The 17,085-nt window shown below is 55.1% G+C and carries 16 protein-coding genes; 2 read left to right on the forward strand and 14 right to left on the reverse strand.

Annotation, left to right across the window (positions count from 1 at the left end):
* Positions 1 to 81 precede the first annotated feature (81 nt).
* Genes L971_RS11415 through L971_RS11425 form a run of 3 tightly spaced genes read right to left on the reverse strand, consistent with a single transcriptional unit; the run spans position 82 to position 2,127 of the window.
* Positions 82 to 423, reverse strand: coding sequence for a DUF952 domain-containing protein (locus tag L971_RS11415; protein WP_024371539.1), 342 nt, complete (start codon positions 421 to 423; stop codon positions 82 to 84).
* Positions 424 to 479: 56 nt separating this feature from the next.
* Positions 480 to 908, reverse strand: a complete 429-nt coding sequence (locus L971_RS11420; protein ID WP_024371538.1) for a BrxA/BrxB family bacilliredoxin — start codon at positions 906 to 908, stop codon at positions 480 to 482.
* Positions 909 to 942: 34 nt separating this feature from the next.
* The gene (locus tag L971_RS11425) at positions 943 to 2,127 is read right to left on the reverse strand and encodes an SAM-dependent methyltransferase (RefSeq protein WP_029334809.1); all 1,185 of its coding nucleotides are present in this window, start codon (positions 2,125 to 2,127) and stop codon (positions 943 to 945) included.
* Between the two features lie 97 nt (positions 2,128 to 2,224).
* On the opposite strand from L971_RS11425, the gene L971_RS11430 reads away from it, so the two are divergent.
* The gene (locus tag L971_RS11430) at positions 2,225 to 2,998 is read left to right on the forward strand and encodes a sporulation protein (protein ID WP_047375887.1); all 774 of its coding nucleotides are present in this window, start codon (positions 2,225 to 2,227) and stop codon (positions 2,996 to 2,998) included.
* A gap of 377 nt (positions 2,999 to 3,375) precedes the next feature.
* On the opposite strand, the gene L971_RS11435 is transcribed toward L971_RS11430, so the two are convergent.
* The 8 genes from L971_RS11435 to L971_RS11470 all read right to left on the reverse strand — a co-directional run bounded on the left by L971_RS11435 (position 3,376) and on the right by L971_RS11470 (position 12,988).
* Positions 3,376 to 4,689, reverse strand: a complete 1,314-nt coding sequence (locus tag L971_RS11435) for a dihydrolipoamide acetyltransferase family protein (protein WP_047375889.1) — start codon at positions 4,687 to 4,689, stop codon at positions 3,376 to 3,378.
* Between the two features lie 11 nt (positions 4,690 to 4,700).
* Positions 4,701 to 5,678, reverse strand: a complete 978-nt coding sequence (locus tag L971_RS11440) for an alpha-ketoacid dehydrogenase subunit beta (protein WP_024371534.1) — start codon at positions 5,676 to 5,678, stop codon at positions 4,701 to 4,703.
* Positions 5,678 to 6,676: a thiamine pyrophosphate-dependent dehydrogenase E1 component subunit alpha gene (locus tag L971_RS11445; RefSeq protein WP_047375916.1), complete on the reverse strand. Its 999-nt coding sequence runs from the start codon at positions 6,674 to 6,676 to the stop codon at positions 5,678 to 5,680. Before L971_RS11445 ends, L971_RS11440 begins: the two co-directional genes overlap by 1 nt.
* Positions 6,677 to 6,698: 22 nt before the next feature.
* Positions 6,699 to 8,108, reverse strand: coding sequence for a dihydrolipoyl dehydrogenase (gene lpdA, locus L971_RS11450; RefSeq protein ID WP_029334804.1), 1,410 nt, complete (start codon positions 8,106 to 8,108; stop codon positions 6,699 to 6,701).
* Complete coding sequence (gene buk / locus L971_RS11455) at positions 8,092 to 9,183, reverse strand: butyrate kinase (protein WP_047375891.1); 1,092 nt, start codon at positions 9,181 to 9,183, stop codon at positions 8,092 to 8,094. Before buk ends, lpdA begins: the two co-directional genes overlap by 17 nt.
* A 1-nt stretch (position 9,184) precedes the next feature.
* Positions 9,185 to 10,306 (reverse strand): Glu/Leu/Phe/Val dehydrogenase, encoded by a 1,122-nt coding sequence (locus L971_RS11460; RefSeq protein WP_029334802.1) that lies wholly within the window; start codon positions 10,304 to 10,306, stop codon positions 9,185 to 9,187.
* 23 nt (positions 10,307 to 10,329) lie between these two features.
* Entirely contained in the window at positions 10,330 to 11,226 is an 897-nt protein-coding gene (gene yqiS, locus L971_RS11465) for a phosphate butyryltransferase (protein WP_047375892.1), read from the reverse strand.
* Positions 11,227 to 11,350: 124 nt separating this feature from the next.
* A complete protein-coding gene (locus L971_RS11470) occupies positions 11,351 to 12,988 on the reverse strand; it encodes a sigma-54-dependent Fis family transcriptional regulator (protein ID WP_024371528.1) in 1,638 nt (545 codons plus the stop codon).
* A 130-nt stretch (positions 12,989 to 13,118) separates the two neighbouring features.
* On the opposite strand from L971_RS11470, the gene L971_RS11475 reads away from it, so the two are divergent.
* Positions 13,119 to 13,367 carry a DUF2627 family protein gene (locus L971_RS11475; RefSeq protein WP_024371527.1) on the forward strand — a complete coding sequence of 83 codons (249 nt, stop codon included), beginning with the start codon at positions 13,119 to 13,121 and terminating at the stop codon, positions 13,365 to 13,367.
* A gap of 679 nt (positions 13,368 to 14,046) precedes the next feature.
* Here the strand turns inward: L971_RS11475 and spo0A are convergent.
* From spo0A to ahrC, 3 genes are read right to left on the reverse strand one after another with little or no spacing between them, the layout of a single operon-like run.
* Positions 14,047 to 14,778 carry a sporulation transcription factor Spo0A gene (spo0A, locus tag L971_RS11480; protein WP_024371526.1) on the reverse strand — a complete coding sequence of 244 codons (732 nt, stop codon included), beginning with the start codon at positions 14,776 to 14,778 and terminating at the stop codon, positions 14,047 to 14,049.
* A complete protein-coding gene (gene recN / locus L971_RS11485; protein WP_029334800.1) occupies positions 14,779 to 16,476 on the reverse strand; it encodes a DNA repair protein RecN in 1,698 nt (565 codons plus the stop codon). It abuts the gene before it with no gap.
* A gap of 13 nt (positions 16,477 to 16,489) precedes the next feature.
* On the reverse strand, positions 16,490 to 16,939 hold the full coding sequence (gene ahrC, locus L971_RS11490) for a transcriptional regulator AhrC/ArgR (protein WP_024371524.1): 450 nt from the start codon (positions 16,937 to 16,939) through the stop codon (positions 16,490 to 16,492).
* Positions 16,940 to 17,085 lie beyond the last annotated feature (146 nt).

A 17,085-nucleotide genomic window follows, 5' to 3' on the forward strand; every position in this document is an offset into this window, starting at 1 on the left:
CTGACTTGTTCTTCAACCACTATATACACATAATTATTACTTGTAAAGTATATTCATGCATAAAATCTAAAAAAAATACGGTCACATTCGCTCGTAAGCGAAATAAGTGACCGTACCGTTATCGCGTGAGCCATACGGTTGGACCCGTTTGACCGACGTGATGGGAATGGCGCTATAGACGTGTGGGTAACGTTCACCGTCCTCATCGAACTCGTAATGGAGTAGACTTCCTAGCCGAGCGACGTGGAACGATACGAGGACGACCCGTTCATCACGATAGTGACGGCGCACGAACTTGCCGATTTGTTGCGGGGTGCAACAGCGGACGTATCCTTCTGTCTGAAGCGACGGCTCATTGATCTCGCCGCGTGACAAGGCGATCGTATATTCCGCCTCGCTCATGATTTTGATGACTGGTTCCATCGAATCGATCCTTTCTTAGCGAAAAGCGCAAAGGCAAAAGCCTCTGCGCTTCTTTCTTATGCGTAATAAATGTCGAACAACGTCTGTAACTGATCGACGAGCTCTTCGGCCGTCGATGACTCGATCGTGCTCCGTTCGACCATCGTGACGATATTGCCGTCTTCGAGCAAGGCGATCGAAGGCGATGACGGTGCGTATCCTTCAAAGTATTCACGGGCCCGGTCCGTCGCTTCGCGGTCTTGTCCAGCGAAGACGGTGACGAAGTGATCCGGTTTCGTCCCTTCCATCTTGTTGACATAAGCTGCTGCCGGACGGGCGATCCCACCGGCACAACCACATACCGAGTTGACGAGGACGAGCGTCTTGCCTTCTTGTTTGAGGGCGGCGTCGACTTCTTCAGGCGTCGTCAATTCTGTATATCCAGCGGCACGAACCTCATTCCGTGCTTGTTCGACTACATCTTGGAAGTATAATTGAAAATCCATATCGTTTCCCCTTTCGACTTGCGTCTGTACTTTTTTATTTTACGTCTTCTCGTGCGGTGAAAACAAGTCTATCGCTCAATTCACGCTCGAGGAACGGGTCGGCGCCGAGCAGCGATTTGAACGCCATGTAACGGGCACGTTCTTCTGCAGTCGCTTCCCGATTCGTTAAATATGCCCGAATCAATATATTTTTCGGCGTGTGTTCCATATCGATGAACTCGAGCAATTGCGCTTCATAGCCGACGAAGCCGAGCAGTTCGGCCCGAATCGAATCGGTCGCGAGTGAGGCGAACCGTTCTTTAATGAGACCGTGCTGCAACATGACATCAAGCGGCGCGGCGTCAAGCTGACGGTTCAACTCTTTTTGGCAGCATGGCACACTCAAGATGACTTTCGCCCCCCACCGGACGGCCCGGGCGAGCGCCATGTCGGTCGCAACGTCACAGGCGTGGAGCGTGACGACCATATCGACCGCTGACTCGCCTTCATACTCGTTAATGTCGCCGACGAGAAACTCGAGCCGCTCGTATCCTAAATCACGGGCGATGCCGGCACACTCTTCGATGACTTCCTTCTTCAAGTCGAGCCCGGTGATGTGGACGTCGTAGCCTTTCATCTCATGCAAGAAATGATAGAGGGCGAACGTGAGGTACGATTTCCCCGAGCCAAAGTCGAGGATGCGAATCGTCCGGTCTGTCGGTAGATGCTTGATCGAGTCCTCGATGAACTCGAGGAAGCGATTGATCTGTTTGAACTTGTCATATTTTTGACGCTTCACTTTCCCATCCTCGGACTGGACACCGAGACGAATCAAGAACGGAACAGGTTCGTCGAGCGGCAAGACGTACTGTTTCTCGCGGTTGTGCGTCAGCTTCACTTGTTTGGCCGCCGTCTGTCGTTCTTTATACACCACTTTGAACTTCTTCGACAGCTGAAACTGAAGATCGGACGACTTCAACTGGAACTGTCCTTGACGGAACGTCTCGAGCAACGATTCGATCTCAGCGGCCGCTTCGTCCGCCGGTAAATTTTTATGTTTCATCACCCGCTCATATTGGTACTCAAACTGTATATGGTACGCTTCTCTCAATAAGACCGGTTTCAGCTTGACGCGCCGGAGATCGCTTGATTTTTGACGCGGCTGGCTGATCGTCGCCGTGACGAGTTGTTCATGGTCGACGACTTCCTTCAGTCGGGCCAGTAATTGTGTATAGTCCACTTCGTTCATTCCTTTTCAGTAGTTTCGAAACTTTTTAAATCGTTCATCCGTACATACTATTACACGAAGCCGTGCAAACGTCAAAGGAGGAAGAACCATGTTCAAAAAACTACTCTCATCGATCGGGGTCGGCGCCGCGACGGTCGATACACGACTCGCCGACAGCCACTGTGAACCAGGCGGCACTTTAGAAGGTGTCGTCCACGTCAAAGGCGGCAGCGTCGAGCAATCGGTCGACCGGATCTACATCTTCTTCAACACACTATATAAACATGAAGTGAACGATAAGGCGACGTACTCGACGTTCACAATCGAGAAGATTTCATTGAACGAGGCCCCGTTCTTGATCGGTCCCGATGAAGTGAAGGAAATCCCGTTCACGATCGCCGTCCCGTTCAACACCCCACTTTCGGTCAGCCAGTCGAAGTCATGGATCGAGACCGGACTCGACATCGCCCAGGCCGTCGACCCGAAAGATGAGGATGCGATCGTCGTCAAACCAAACGCGACACAACAAGTCGTTCTCGATGCGCTAGACGCCATCGGCTTCCGCTTGAAAAAGGCCGACACCGAGATGTTGCCGGCACGTCACCGTTCAGGCCGTCTGCCGATCGCCCAAGAGCTTGAATATTCACCGAACGGCACACGGTTCGGTCGCAAACTCGACGAGATCGAGGTCGTCTTGCTCCAGGATGAGGCAACACTCGACTTGTTGATTCAAGTCGACAAGAGCGTCCACAACCTCGGCAGCCTGTTCGCCGATTTGATGGGTACAGATGAATCGACGCACCGGCTCAGCTATGCGTATGACGAGCTCAAAGTCGACCTCGTCCGCCGCGACGTCGAGTCGTTGATTGAACGCTCCATTTGAAAAGACAGCCACGACGTGCGGCTGTCGACGAACCACGTTCCTTCTCACGACCCGGTTCGTCTTTTTATGTATGAAGCACGAGCGTTCCTTCCTTCCCCGTTTTACGCGACGCAAAGGAAGTGCCCGGGCTTTTCTTTGCCCGTCAAAACCTCAAAAAAGACAAATGGCCGCCAGAGGGGCGACCAGTCGTATAGCTCGTCAACGGCGCCCCGACTCCAGCAGGAGAGCGATCCAACGGAGACCCAGCAGCGACACGAGTCGCGATGCGGCTCCGGGATTGCCTGCGGAAAGCGTGGGCGCCGGAAGGACGAGCGATTCAGTTGATGTTAGTCAACAAGCTGACAGCCACGACGTGTGGCTGTCTTTTTCGTTTCGTATCAGTACAGTGTGTACGTGTTCGGGTCGATCGCTTCGAGCGATTGCTTGATCGACTGCAAGAACTGACCGGCGACGAGACCGTCGAGGACGCGGTGGTCGACCGACATACACAAGTTGACGATATCGCGCGCCGCGAACATCCCGTTCACCCATACCGGGCGTTTGACGATCGATTCAACCGATAAAATCGCAGCTTGTGGATAGTTCAAGATCGGCGCCGATTGAATCGAACCGAACGCGCCTGTGTTGTTGATTGTGAACGTACCGCCTCGCATCTCGCTCGCCGTCAGACGGTTGGTACGGGCCCGCGATGCGACGTCTTGAAGCGCGACAGCAAGCCCTTTTATGTTCTTCTCGTCGGCGTGTTGGATGACCGGCACGTAAAGCGCGTCGTTCGCCGCCACGGCGACCGACAAGTGAATATCTTTATGCACTTTGATGTGGTCGCCGGCCCACTCCGAGTTCATCATCGGATGCTTTTTCAAAGCTTCGACGGCCGCCTTCATGAAGAACGGCATGAACGTCAACTTGACGCCTTCCTGATTAAAGAACTCATCTTTGAGCTTGGCACGCGTCTCCACGAGATTCGTCACATCGACCTCGATCATGAGCCACGCATGCGGCGCTTCATGTTTCGAGCGGACCATGTTGTTCGCGATCGCTTGACGGACTCCAGCCGTCGGAATCAGCTCGACCCGGTCTGATGATGGTTCACTCGGTGTCGGAGCGGTCACTGGCGCGACGGCCGGCTTCTCCGCTTCCGTTGGCACATCGAGTTTCACTTGCGTCATCGTCTCTTGGACCGGTGCTTGCGTCGCCGCTTCCGGTTTGACCGGGCGACCTTCCGACAAGTAGCGGAGGACGTCCTTCCGAGTGATACGGCCCCCAAGGCCCGAGCCGTCGAGGTCATTCAAATCGATATCGTTCTCGTTCGCCAGACGGATGACCGCCGGCGAGAAACGCCCGTTACCGCTCTGTTTGCGCGGCGTTGATGCTGCCGCAGCCGACACGGCTTCCGCGACCGGTTCTTGCACCGTCTCTTCGGACTCGACTTGAGGTGTTTCTTTCTCGGTCCCCGCGACTTCCATGACCAAGACAGGTGTTCCGACTGCGACCGTATCACCTTCCCCGATGAGGATTTCTTTGACGACACCGGCACTTGTCGCCGGAATCTCGGCTGTCACTTTGTCCGTCATGACTTCCGCGAGCGGTTCATATTCCTCGACCCGGTCACCCGGCTTGACGAGAAACGTCGTGATCGTCCCTTCGGTCACACTTTCACCGAGCTGAGGCATTTTAATCGTCTGTTCCATGAAGGCCCTCCTCAGAACGCAGCGAGCTGACGTGCCCGCTCCGCGATTTTTTCAGGCGAGACGATGAAGAACTTCTCCATCGGCGGCGCATAAGGCATCGACGGCACGTCCGGACCTGCCAGCCGCTCGATCGGCGCGTCGAGTTCGAACAACGCCTTTTCGGCGATAATGGCCGCGACTTCCCCGATGATGCTTCCTTCTTTGTTGTCCTCGGTGACGAGGAGCACTTTCCCCGTCTTCTTGACCGCTTCGATAATCCCGTCCTGGTCGAGCGGATAGACGGTCCGTAAGTCGAGGATATGTGTGCTGATCCCTTCAGACTCGAGCGCCTTCGCCGCTTCTTGTGCCATGTGGACACAAAGGCCATACGTGATGATCGTGATGTCGTCGCCTTCACGTTTGACGGCTGCTTTACCGATTTCGACCGTATAGTCGTCTGTAGGCAAGTCTGCTTTTAAAAGTCGGTACGCCCGCTTGTGCTCGAAGAAGAGGACCGGGTCGTTCGACCGAATCGCCGCCTTGAGCAACCCTTTCGCGTCGACCGGGTCAGATGGGATGACGACTTTCAGTCCCGGTGTCGAGTTGAACATTCCTTCGACGGACTGCGAGTGATAGAGGGCACCGTGGATGCCACCGCCGAACGGGGCTCGGATGACCATCGGGCACGTCCAGTCGTTGTTCGAGCGGTAACGAATTTTCGCCGCTTCCGAGACGATCTGGTTGACGGCCGGCATGATGAAGTCCGCGAATTGCATCTCGGCGATCGGACGCATCCCATACATGGCCGCCCCGATGCCGACACCCGCGATCGCACTCTCCGCAAGCGGAGCGTCGATGACGCGGTCTTCACCGTACTTTTCGATCAATCCTTGTGTCGCCCGGAACACGCCGCCACGGACCCCGACGTCTTCGCCGAGGACGAAGACGTTCTCGTCCCGCTCCATCTCTTCATGAATCGCTTCGTTGATCGCTTCAATAAACGTTTTCATCAGTTATCCCCCTCGTACACGTGATCCATCGTCGATTCCGGTGACGCATACGGTGCCTTGTCCGCGTACGCCGTCGCCTCGTTCACTTCCGTATCGACGCTCGATTCGATGGACGCGAGCTCTTCTTCTGTCGCGATGCCATCTTCAATCAAACGGGCGCGGAACAGCTGGTTCCCGTCCCGATGCTTCAAATCGGCCAATTCTTCGACCGAACGATACGCCTTGTCGTCATCGTCGGACGAATGTGGGACGAGCCGCTCGACTTCTGCTTCGATCAACGTCGGCCCTTCTCCACGCAAAGCACGGGCCCGCGCTTCTTTCACGGCCGCATATACGGCGATCGGGTCGGTCCCTTCGACCGTCACGCCCGGCATCCCATAACCTTTCGCCCGGTCCGAGACGTGCTCACAGGCGAGCTGTTTCGACAAAGGGACAGAGATGGCATATTTGTTGTTCTCACAGAACAAGATGACCGGGAGCTTGTGGACACCGGCAAAGTTGGCGCCTTCGTGGAAGTCACCTTGGTTCGAGGAGCCTTCCCCGAATGAGACGAACGTCACGAGTTCTTCTTTTTTCAATTTCGCAGCCAACGCGACACCGACCGCGTGCGGCACTTGCGTCGTGACCGGTGACGAGCCCGTCACGATCCGATGTTGTTTCGAACCGAAATGTCCCGGCATTTGACGTCCGCCCGAGTTCGGGTCTTCCGCTTTCGCGAACGCAGACAACATCAAGTCACGGGCCGTCTGGCCGAAATGCAGGACGACGGCGACGTCGCGATAGTATGGGAGGATATAGTCCGTCCCTTTTTCAAGCGCGAACGCCGCGCCGACTTGGGCCGCCTCTTGTCCTTGACACGAGACGACGAACGGGATTTTACCGGCCCGGTTCAGCTTCCACATCCGCTCATCGATTTTACGGGCTCGTACCATCGTTTCGAACATCGCGATCAAGTCTTGTTTCGAGAGACCAAGCTCTTCATATGAATTCACTGTCATTTGTTCCATTTCCGTTTCCTCCTTAGGCGTGAATCGGTAAGCCGTCTACGGCGAGCGCCGCTTCTTGGAATGCCTCGCTCAAGGCCGGGTGTGGATGGACGAGTTGTCCCATTTCCCATGCCGTCGCGTTCAAGACGAGGGCGAGCCCGCCTTCTGTGATCAATTCCGTCGCTTTCGGACCGACGATATGAACACCGAGCAGGTCGTCGGTCTCTTTGTCAGAGACGAGTTTGACGAATCCGTCCGCCTGTCCTTCAATTCGTGCTTTCCCGAGTCCGTTGAAGCGATACGTGCCTGTCTTGACGTCACGGCCGGATGCTTTCGCCGCCTCTTCCGTCAACCCGACCGATGCCACTTCCGGCACGCCGTAGACGCAACGCGGAATCAGGTCATAATCGAGCGGGGTCGGTTCGTGACCGAGAATCGTCTCGACCGCCTTGACCCCTTCGGCCGAGGCGACGTGGGCGAGTTGGAGCTTGCCGATGCAGTCGCCGATTGCAAAGATATGTCGTTCTTTCGTCCGATACTGTTCGTCAACTTGAATGACGCCGTTCTCGACGACGATCGACGTGTTCTGCAAACCGAGGTGCTCTGTGTTGGCGACACGTCCGACCGAGACGAGCACACAATCGACCGTGATCGTCTCTTCCCCGACTTTCAGTTCGACCGCGTCCGGGGACACGCTCGTCTGTTCCGGGTCGACCGTCACGTTTTTCTTCACGCGGACGCCGCGCTTTTTAAGCAAGCGCTCGACTTCTCGTGAGACGGCTTTATCCTCGAGCGGGAGAAGCCGTTCCCCGACCTCGATCAACGTCACGTCGACGTCAAGGTCGATGAGCATCGAGGCCCATTCGACACCGATGACGCCGCCACCGACGATGGCGATGGCGTTCGGCAACTGTTCAAACTGGAGCAAGTCATCAGAGTTCAAGATGCGCTCATGGTCGAACGGCAAGCCGGGCAGTTCACGTGGAATCGATCCGGTCGCAATGATCAACTGGTTCGGCAAGAGCAGTTCAGACTCGCCTGCTTCGTCCTCGACAGCGACCGTCCCCGGTTGCGGCGAGAAAATGCTCGGCCCGAGAATCGATGCCTTCCCACGGAACACTTCGATTTTTCCTTGCTTCATCAAGTGTTCGATTCCTTTCTCAAGGCCTGCCACCAATTCGCGTTTGAACGTTTGGGCCCGTCCGAGATTGAACGAGACCGGCCCCGTTTCGACGCCATACGTCTCACCGTGTTTGGCCGTCTGATAGACGTGCGCCGCCTTCAACAATGCTTTCGTCGGGATGCACCCTTTATGTAGGCATGTCCCTCCGAGCTTGGATGCTTCCACGATCGCCACTTGTTTTCCGGCTTGGGCCGCCTTGATCGCGGCCACGTATCCGCCAGGACCGCCGCCGATGACGACGATATCAAATTCTCGTGCCATGTGTATCCCCCTCGTAATGTCGAACTGTTTCTTGTTGGCCGATGACGCGGAGCGCCCCTTCAGCGAGTGCCTTCAATTCGTCTTCGCCAGGATAGACGTGAACCGGTGCCAAGTAACTGACCCGTTGTTTAATATAGTCAGTCAACCACTCCGAATAAGCGATGCCGCCCGTTAACAGAATGGCATCGACTTGCCCCGATAGCGTCGCACCGTGCTTGGCGATTTCTTGAGCAACCCGATAGGCCATCGTTTCATAAAGACGAGATGCCTGTTCATCACCGCCGGTCATCCGCTCTTCGATTTCGAGGGCGTCATACGTGCCGAGATGGGCGTAGAGCCCGCCGCGACCGACAATTTTCTGTTTCATCTCCGATTCTTTATACCTGGTACTATAACATAGTTCTACTACCTGTCCAACTGGAATCGAGCCTGCCCGTTCCGGTGCGAGCGGCCCGTCTCCGTCTAGTCCATTGTTCACATCGATGACTTGTCCTTTCTCGTGGGCGCCGACGGTGATGCCCCCACCGAGATGGGCGATGATCAAGTTCAAATCTGTGTAATCGCTTCCAATTTCAGTCGCGAAGCGCTTCCCTACTGCTTTCTGGTTCAAGGCGTGGAAAATGCTGCGGCGATTGATTTCCGGCATCCCTGTCGGTCGAGCGACCGGTTGGAGCTCGTCGACGACGACCGGGTCAACGATATAATTCGGTACTTGAAATAATTTACCGAGCCGATACGCGATCAATCCGCCTAAATTCGAGGCATGGACACCGAAGCGACCACTCGCTAAATCTTCACGCATCTGGGCGTTGACGGCGTACGTGCCCGAAGGCATCGGGGCGAGCAGGCCGCCCCGACCGACGATGGCTGACAGCGATCCGCCCGCGATATTCGATTCCGTCAACAAGTCGCGCACTTCTTGCTCCCGATAAGGCAATTGTTCGGGAAGTGACAATCCTGTGACGTCTTGCCCGTGACGCACCGTCTTCGTCAAAATTTCGTCAGACCCGTCGAACAGCCCGACTTTTGTCGACGTCGAGCCTGGATTGATGGCGAGGATGAGTTGTCGAGACATCTTAACGTCCACCTAGCAAGCTTTTTTCGACTTTCAAGAACTGGCTACGCGACCGGGACATCATCGCGATCCGCTCTTCGGCCATCTTCTCGGCGGCGACGTGTGTCGGTACCCCGTCCCGCTCGGCGATCTCGAAGACGCGCAACATGTTGTCATAAATGAGTTCGACTTTCTTCATCGCCCGTTCGCGGTTGTAGCCTTCGAGCTCGTCGGCGACATTGATGACGCCGCCGGCATTGATGACGAAGTCTGGCGCGTACAAGATGCCCCGGTCTTCGAGCACGTCACCGTGGCGGTCCTCGGCGAGCTGGTTGTTCGCTGCCCCGGCGACGATCTGTGCTTTCAGTTGCGGGATCGTCGTGTCGTTGATGACTGCGCCGAGCGCACACGGCGCAAAGATATCGCAGTCGACGGCGTAAATCTCGTCCGGCTTGACGACCGTCGCGCCGAAGTCCGTCTCGGCCCGCTTGAGCGCTTCTTCATTGATGTCCGTCACGACCAAGTGCGCTCCTTCTTCGTGCAAGTGGCGGCACAAGTTGTACGCGACGTTCCCGACCCCTTGGACGGCGACGGTTTTACCAGCGAGAGAGTCTGAGCCGAACTTCCATTTCGCTGCCGCCTTCATGCCGCGGTACACCCCGTACGCTGTCACGGGGGACGGGTTGCCGCTCGAACCGAAGGCCGGGCTGACGCCTGTGACGTAATCCGTCTCCATATGGATGAAATCCATGTCGGCAACCGACGTGTTGACGTCTTCTGCCGTGATGTAACGCCCGCTGAGTGATTGGACGTAACGGCCGAACGCACGGAAGAGCGCCTCAGACTTGTCCGTCTTGGCGTTGCCGATGATGACCGCTTTCCCCCCGCCGAGATTGAGTCCGGCAGCGGCATTTTTATACGTCATTCCTTTGGCGAGACGCAACACGTCAGTGAGCGCCGCCTCTTCCGACTCATAATTCCACATCCGCAGTCCACCGAGTGCCGGTCCTAACGTCGTATCGTGAATCGCGATGATCGCCTTCAAGCCCGACGCTTGATCTTGGCAAAACACGATCTGCTCATAGTCTTCTGCCTGCAATACGTCAAAAATGCGGAAGCGTGGTTCCATGTTAGTCTCCATCATTGATAATTCCTCCTAGGAAATGTTTAGTTTTTGGCATGCAACAGTGCGAAAGCGAGTGAATACAGTTTCGCCTCGGCCGTGTCGGCCCGGCTCGTCAAGACGACCGGCGCACTTGCCCCGACGACGATCGCCGCGACACTTGCCTCGGCGAAGTACATGATCGACTTATAAAGGACGTTGCCGACCTCTATGTATGGGACGAGCAATAAATCAGCCTGTCCGGCAACGTCACTATCGATCCCTTTCTGCTTGGCGGCGGCCATGTCGACGGCGTTGTCGAGCGCGAGCGGCCCGTCGACGACACACCCTTTAATTTGACCGCGCCGATTCATTTGTGTGAGGAGCGCGGCGTCGGTCGTCGCCGTCATTTGTGGATTGACGACCTCGACGGCGCCGATCGCGGCCACTTTCGGCAACTCGTAACCGATGTCTCGCATCGCCCCGACCGCGTTATGAATGATTTCGACCTTCTCTTCGAGTGACGGTGCGATATGGATGGCCGCATCGGTCACGCCGATGAGACGGTCTCGGTTCGGGATTTGGAACAAGGCGACATGACTGAGCGTGCGGCTCGTCCGGAGTCCCGACTCCCGACTGAGCACCGCCTTCATGAACGTCGACGTGGCGACCATTCCTTTCATGAGCACGTCGGCCTCCCCGTTGCGTACGGCCATTGTCGCCCGTTTTGCGATCTCGGCCTCCCCTTTCACATGGAGAATGTCGATATGAGCCTCAGCGACCGACTCGGCATCACAGAGACGCTTGATTTCTCGCGCATCCCCGATCAAGATGAAACGCGACAAGCCATGGTGGGTTGCGAGCTTCACCGCTCGAATCACTTCCACATCTGCGGCCCCGGCGATGGAGACGGTACATCCCTCCAATTGTGTCGCCTTCGCGAGCATCTGTTCAAAATTCATATGTGGTCCCCCCCTAACGATGCTTTACTTACTATTATGCAAGTTTGTTTCCATTATTGAAAGCGCTTCATTGAGCGATTCACTATGCATGATATTTCATACCACGCAAAAAAATGCAGGTAATTTATTGCATGCGTTCGAGTTTATTATACAATGTCCGGATCGAGATGTGTAAGCGCCGTGCCGCTTCCGACTTGTTCCCGTCCGCTTCGGCAATGGCTCGTTCAATCAAATCCCGTTCGTATCGGGCGACTGCGTCTTGAAGCGATAGCGCCTCGGCCGTCCGCGCCGTCGTGACACGGGGGGACAATTGGAGGTGGTGCGGGGCGATTTGTTGTTCCGTGCTCGCCATATAAATCATCGCCCGCCCGAGCACGTTCTCAAGCTCCCGCACGTTCCCTTTCCAATGCTGTGTCTTTAACAACTCGATAGCCTCTGCCTCGATACCTCGGACGCTACGACCATACTCCTGGTTCAGTTTTCGGATGATGCGTTCGGAAAGCGGCTCGATCTCTTCGAGCCGGTCGCGGAGCGGCGGGATGTAAATTGGCATCCGGTTGATCCGATAGTACAAATCTTCCCGGAACGTCCCGTCCGCGACTTTTTGTTCGAGGTCCGCGTTCGTGGCCGCGATGATGCGGACGTCGACCGGGATGGCGTTCGTCCCGCCGACACGGACGATCTCATGTTCCTGAAGGACGCGGAGCAACTTGACTTGCACGTCGAGCGGCAACTCCCCGATCTCATCTAAAAACAAGGAGCCGCCGTCCGCCTCCTCAAAGTAACCGACTTTCCCGCCACGCTTCGCGCCACTGAACGCCCCGTCCTCATAACCGAACAGCTCACTCTCTAACAACGTCGGTGAGATGGCGGCGCAGTTGACGCGGACGAACTTCTTATACTTGCGCGGTGATTCACCGTGGATCGCATGGGCGAACAGCTCTTTCCCTGTACCCGATTCACCGCGGATCAGCACCGTCACCGGGGTGAGCGCGGCCAGACGGGCCTGTTCGATGACGAAACGCATCGCTTCGCTCGTCGCGATGATGTCGGCGAACTGATACTTTGCCTCAAGGTTGCGAATTCGCGTCTTTGCTTCTTGCAGCTCGTCCCGGAGAGCCCGAATTTGTGAGACGTCGCGAATGACCCCGACCGAACCACGCAATTTCCCCTCGACGATGATCGGCTCGGCGTTGACGAGGATGTCACGCCGCGTCGCGCCGATTTGCATGCGGATGTCCCGCACCCCTTTACCCGTGGACAGCACTTTCAAATGCACGCTCTCTTGCATGCCGATATCAGCTGTCGCCGGCTTGTCGACGACGTCTTCTTTTTTGAACCCGGTCAGTCGCGTGTATGACGGGTTGATCAAAATCGTGTTCCCGTTATGATCGGCCACCGAGATCGCCTCACTCGTGCAGTCGATGATCGCTTCGAGCATCTGTTGGTTTTGCTTCAAGCGTTCGACGACGACCCGGATGAACTCACCCGGCAAGACGACCGCGTCTGTGAAGTGCTCCTTCAACTCATGGAACGTCTCTGACTTGCCGGTCGTCTCGACGACGAAATCGATTTTTTTATCGGCACATACGCGCCAGTCGCTAGCGACTTGAATCCCTCGTCCCCGTGCGAGTTTCAACCCTTCGGCGCTTGCGTCCGAATCGACGACGGCGACGACCGTGACGAGCGGCGAATCGAGGAGCATTTTCAGCACCTCGGTGCCGCCTCTTCCCGCGCCGACAATGAGCAGACGTTTATTCATTTAACATTCCCCCATTTCTTTATCTGCATTCATGCTACTGAAACGAGCCGGCTTTCGCAACCATCCGAAAAAGACCGTGTCGGATTTCTCGTTTTCTGGTAAAATAATGAGTGGAAAAGGAGGAGATTTTATGCGTGTCATCGCGCTTCTGATCCTAATCGTCCCCGGACTGCTTGGTGTGTACGGCATTAAACTGTTACGTGACAGTTTCTTCTTGAAAACGAGCGGCCCGTTCTCGTGGATCGAGTCGGTCGCTGCCGCTTCGATGCTCCAAGGGACGTTCGGATTGTTGATCGCCATGGGCGGAATCGGTTTCGTCGCAGGCTACATCTTCAACCGAGACAAAAAAACAGGCAAAGTTCCCCGAATAGAGTCTTGATCTCTTCCTACACTATGACGTAGGAATGTGCCCGCTCGCTTATTTTTAATAAATAACTCGGTGCACACAAAAAAAGGTTCCCTAACTTGACTTCATTTCAAGTGCGGAACCTTTTTATTCATATTGAATTGTGATCACTACGGATGATCTCCTCTCCTACTTGCTATACTACTCGTGACATGATGACCAATGGTCTTCTTAATGAAGAAGTTTGAAAGAAACTAGTAACTGCCGTCTTGCGTGAACGGAAACGTACCCATTCGAGTTACTAACGTAAATTCATCGGGTCATGTCAAACCATCCATCGTGAAGTCGAACGCTTGCCATAAACTGTTCAACGGTTGACAACACTCCTTTTGGTCAACTGAACGATTCGTTTTCCCTGGCGCGGTCCCTAGCTTCGAACCGTGACCAGAACCGTCTCGCGAATGAGCGAACGTCGCGACCTCTCGTCGGGACGATGTGACGATTTGAGATGTCGTTCCCACCTCTGAGCCATTGACGGATAGCGAACCGAGATGATTTCTTGCTCCAACCTGTTCCGGAACAGACTAGAAAGCGCTCATCTGACGCTCGTCCAAGTAACTTGGTACACCTTTATTATAACAAGAACCCGGTGGATTGCAAGCGCTTTCTTTCACATTGTAAAAGAAAATCAGGGTTTCCCCTGATTCCCTCATTACTGATGTTTAAACGATTGGTAGGTGACGAAATAGGAAATGAATTCTGAGTTTTTCGGGCTGCGCTCACGTTCCGGTCGTCCGTTGAACATCTCGTGGTCACGCATGCCGTTCTCCCACGCCGTCTTGATGGCGTGGCGCATCGCCCGCTCGACCCGAGACGACGTCGTCTCGTGTTCTTTGGCGATCATCGGGTAAAGCTCTTTCGTGATCAGACCGAGCAACTCTTGGCGTTCCCGGACATAGATGACCGCTTGACGGATATACTTGAACCCTTTGATGCGCGGCGAGATGCCGAGCTGTTGCAATAAGAGCGAAATATCGAGTTCTTCCGGCGACATCGCCTCGAACTCACGGTTCGATCCGGCAGCGAGCTCACGGATCTTGGCGATCAATTGCTGGATGTTGAACGGTTTGACGAGGAAGTAAGAAGCGCCGAGTTGGACGGCTTGCTTCGTGACCTCGTCTTTCCCGAACGCGCTGAGCATGATGACTTCAGGCTTCCCTTTGTCCATCTCGTCCTGAAGCCGTTCGAGCACCCCAATCCCGTCGAGATGAGGCATGATGATGTCTAGCAACAACACGTCTGGTTGGTGTGTCTTGACGACGTCTAAGCACGCCTCGCCGTCAAAGGCGGTCCCGACGACCTTCAAATCAGTCTCGGTCTCTAGTTGGCGGGTCAACAAATCGACGATTTCTCGATTGTCGTCCGCGATGCATAATGTAATCAATTAAGACACCCCTTCGATGAACTTCCGTTTTAGTTGGAGGGACATGTCGAGCAGTTCCTCCACATGCTGTTTCGTCAACTCCGTCATTTGCGCCCCGGCAATCATCCGTCCGAGTTCGTCGATACGCTCAGACCGGTCGAGCGCGCTCACGTTCGTCTTCGTGCGCTCGTCGGTCTCTGACTTCGTGATGTACAAGTGCTGATCGGCCATCGCGGCCACTTGTGCCAAATGGGTGATGCAGAGCACTTGGGAGCCGACCGACAGACGGAAAATTTTCTCACCCATCGCTTGGGCGACGCGGCCTGACACACCCGTATCGACTTCATCAAAGATAATCGAGGCGACCCCGACCGTCCGTGAGAAAATCGATTTCAAGGCGAGCATGACGCGTGACAATTCTCCGCCCGAGGCGACTTTCGCCAGTGGTTTGAACGGCTCCCCGACGTTCGTCATCATATAAAACTCGACTTGGTCTAGCCCGTCCGCCCTGTAGCCGCTCTCTTTGAAGCGGACCTCGAACCGTGTCTTTTCCATGTACAGCTCTTGTAGCTCACGATGAATCGCCTGCTCTAAGTCAGTGGCGGCTCGTTTCCTAGCTGCTGACAGGGCAAGTCCGTTCTCGCGCACGCTCGTCTCGAGCTCGGCGAGCCGGTCGGTTAGTTCTTGAAGATGTTCTTCCCGATTCGTCATCGATTTTAACTCGTCCGCCACTTTTTCCCCGTAGGTGATGACCTCGTCGATCGTCGCCCCGTATTTCCGTTTCAACTGTTGGAACAAGGCGAGACGCGTCTCGATCTCATCCAGTCGAATCGGATCAAACTCGAGTGAATCGAGCTGGTCCCGAAGCTGGAACTTCGCATCTTCGAGCATGAAATAGGCGTTCGAGATCGTCTCGGCCATCGGTTGGAGCGAAGATGATAACGTCGACGCTTCTTCCATCTCACGCATCGCCATGCCGATTTGATCGAGGCCTCTCGACTCGTCCGCGACAGCCTCGTAAGAGAGTCGGACGTGTTGGTGGATCCGTTCGAAGTTCGCGAGTTCATCTCGTTCTTCTGTGAGCGCTTGCTCTTCGCCGATTTTTAGTTCTGCCGCCTCAATCTCGTTCGTTTGGAACGACAACAGGTCCATCCGTTGCGCCAGCTCTTGCTCGCTTTGACTGAGCCGTTTCAATTCGGTCGCGACGGCGTTGTAGGCGGCGTAAGCTTCCCGATACTGTTCAAGCAGCGGGGTCACTTCCCCCTCGGCAAAGTTGTCCAAAATACCGAGGTGATATTCGGCGTCCATCAAATGTTGATGCTCATGTTGTCCGTGGATGTCGACGAGGAGACGACCTAGCTCTCGTAAAGTCGAGAGTGGCATCATCTTCCCGTTGACGCGACAGACACTCTTCCCGCTGCTATGTAAATCTCGGCGCAAGATGACCGTCCCATCCTCGATGTCGATGCCGTACTGTTGAGCCGCTTCAATGATCGGATGTCCGGCTTCGACGATGAACAGTCCTTCGATCTCCGCCTTGTCTTGACCGTACCGGACGAACTCGCTCGAGCCTCGTCCACCGACGAGCAAACCGATTGCGTCGAGCAAGATCGACTTTCCTGCGCCCGTTTCCCCGGTAAGCACCGTCATCCCTCGATTGAACGCGATGTTCAACTCATCGATGATTGCAAATTGTTTGATCGACAGTTCTGCTAGCATACGTTCATTCACCTCATAACATTCCGAGTAGTCGTTCGATGATTTGCTTCGCTTGCCGCTCATCGCGGGCGATCATCAAGATCGTATCGTCACCGCATACCGTGCCGATCAATTCGTCCCACGACAAATGGTCGATCAAGACGCCGATCGCATCGGCATTGCCAGGCAACACTTTCATGACGACCAAGTTTTGGGCCGAATCGACCGAGACGAAGCTGTCCCCTAAAATCCGTTTCATTTTTCCGTATGGATTGAAGCGTTGGTCGGCGGGGAGACTATACTTATAGCGTCCATCGTTGAGCGGCACTTTCACGAGATGCAATTCTTTAATGTCTCGCGACACGGTCGCCTGCGTCACCGGATACCCGGCGCGATGCAACTCGTCCACGAGTTCGTCTTGCGTCTCGACTTCACGATTTGTGACGATCTCACGAATTTTAATCAAGCGCTGTCCTTTGTTCATCCTGGCTGACACCTCTTTTTCCGTTTCACATACTCATGTTCATTCTAAAGTATTGTCGAAAAAAGGTCTAGCTTTCGAAAGATGAAATCACTCGTCCCCCACTTCGTTCGCTTATAAAAAAAGCCTGCAGACGAATTCGTCTGCAG

Origin of the sequence: Exiguobacterium sp. ZOR0005 (genome assembly GCF_000798975.1) — a bacterium.
Taxonomy (GTDB): domain Bacteria; phylum Bacillota; class Bacilli; order Exiguobacteriales; family Exiguobacteriaceae; genus Exiguobacterium; species Exiguobacterium aurantiacum.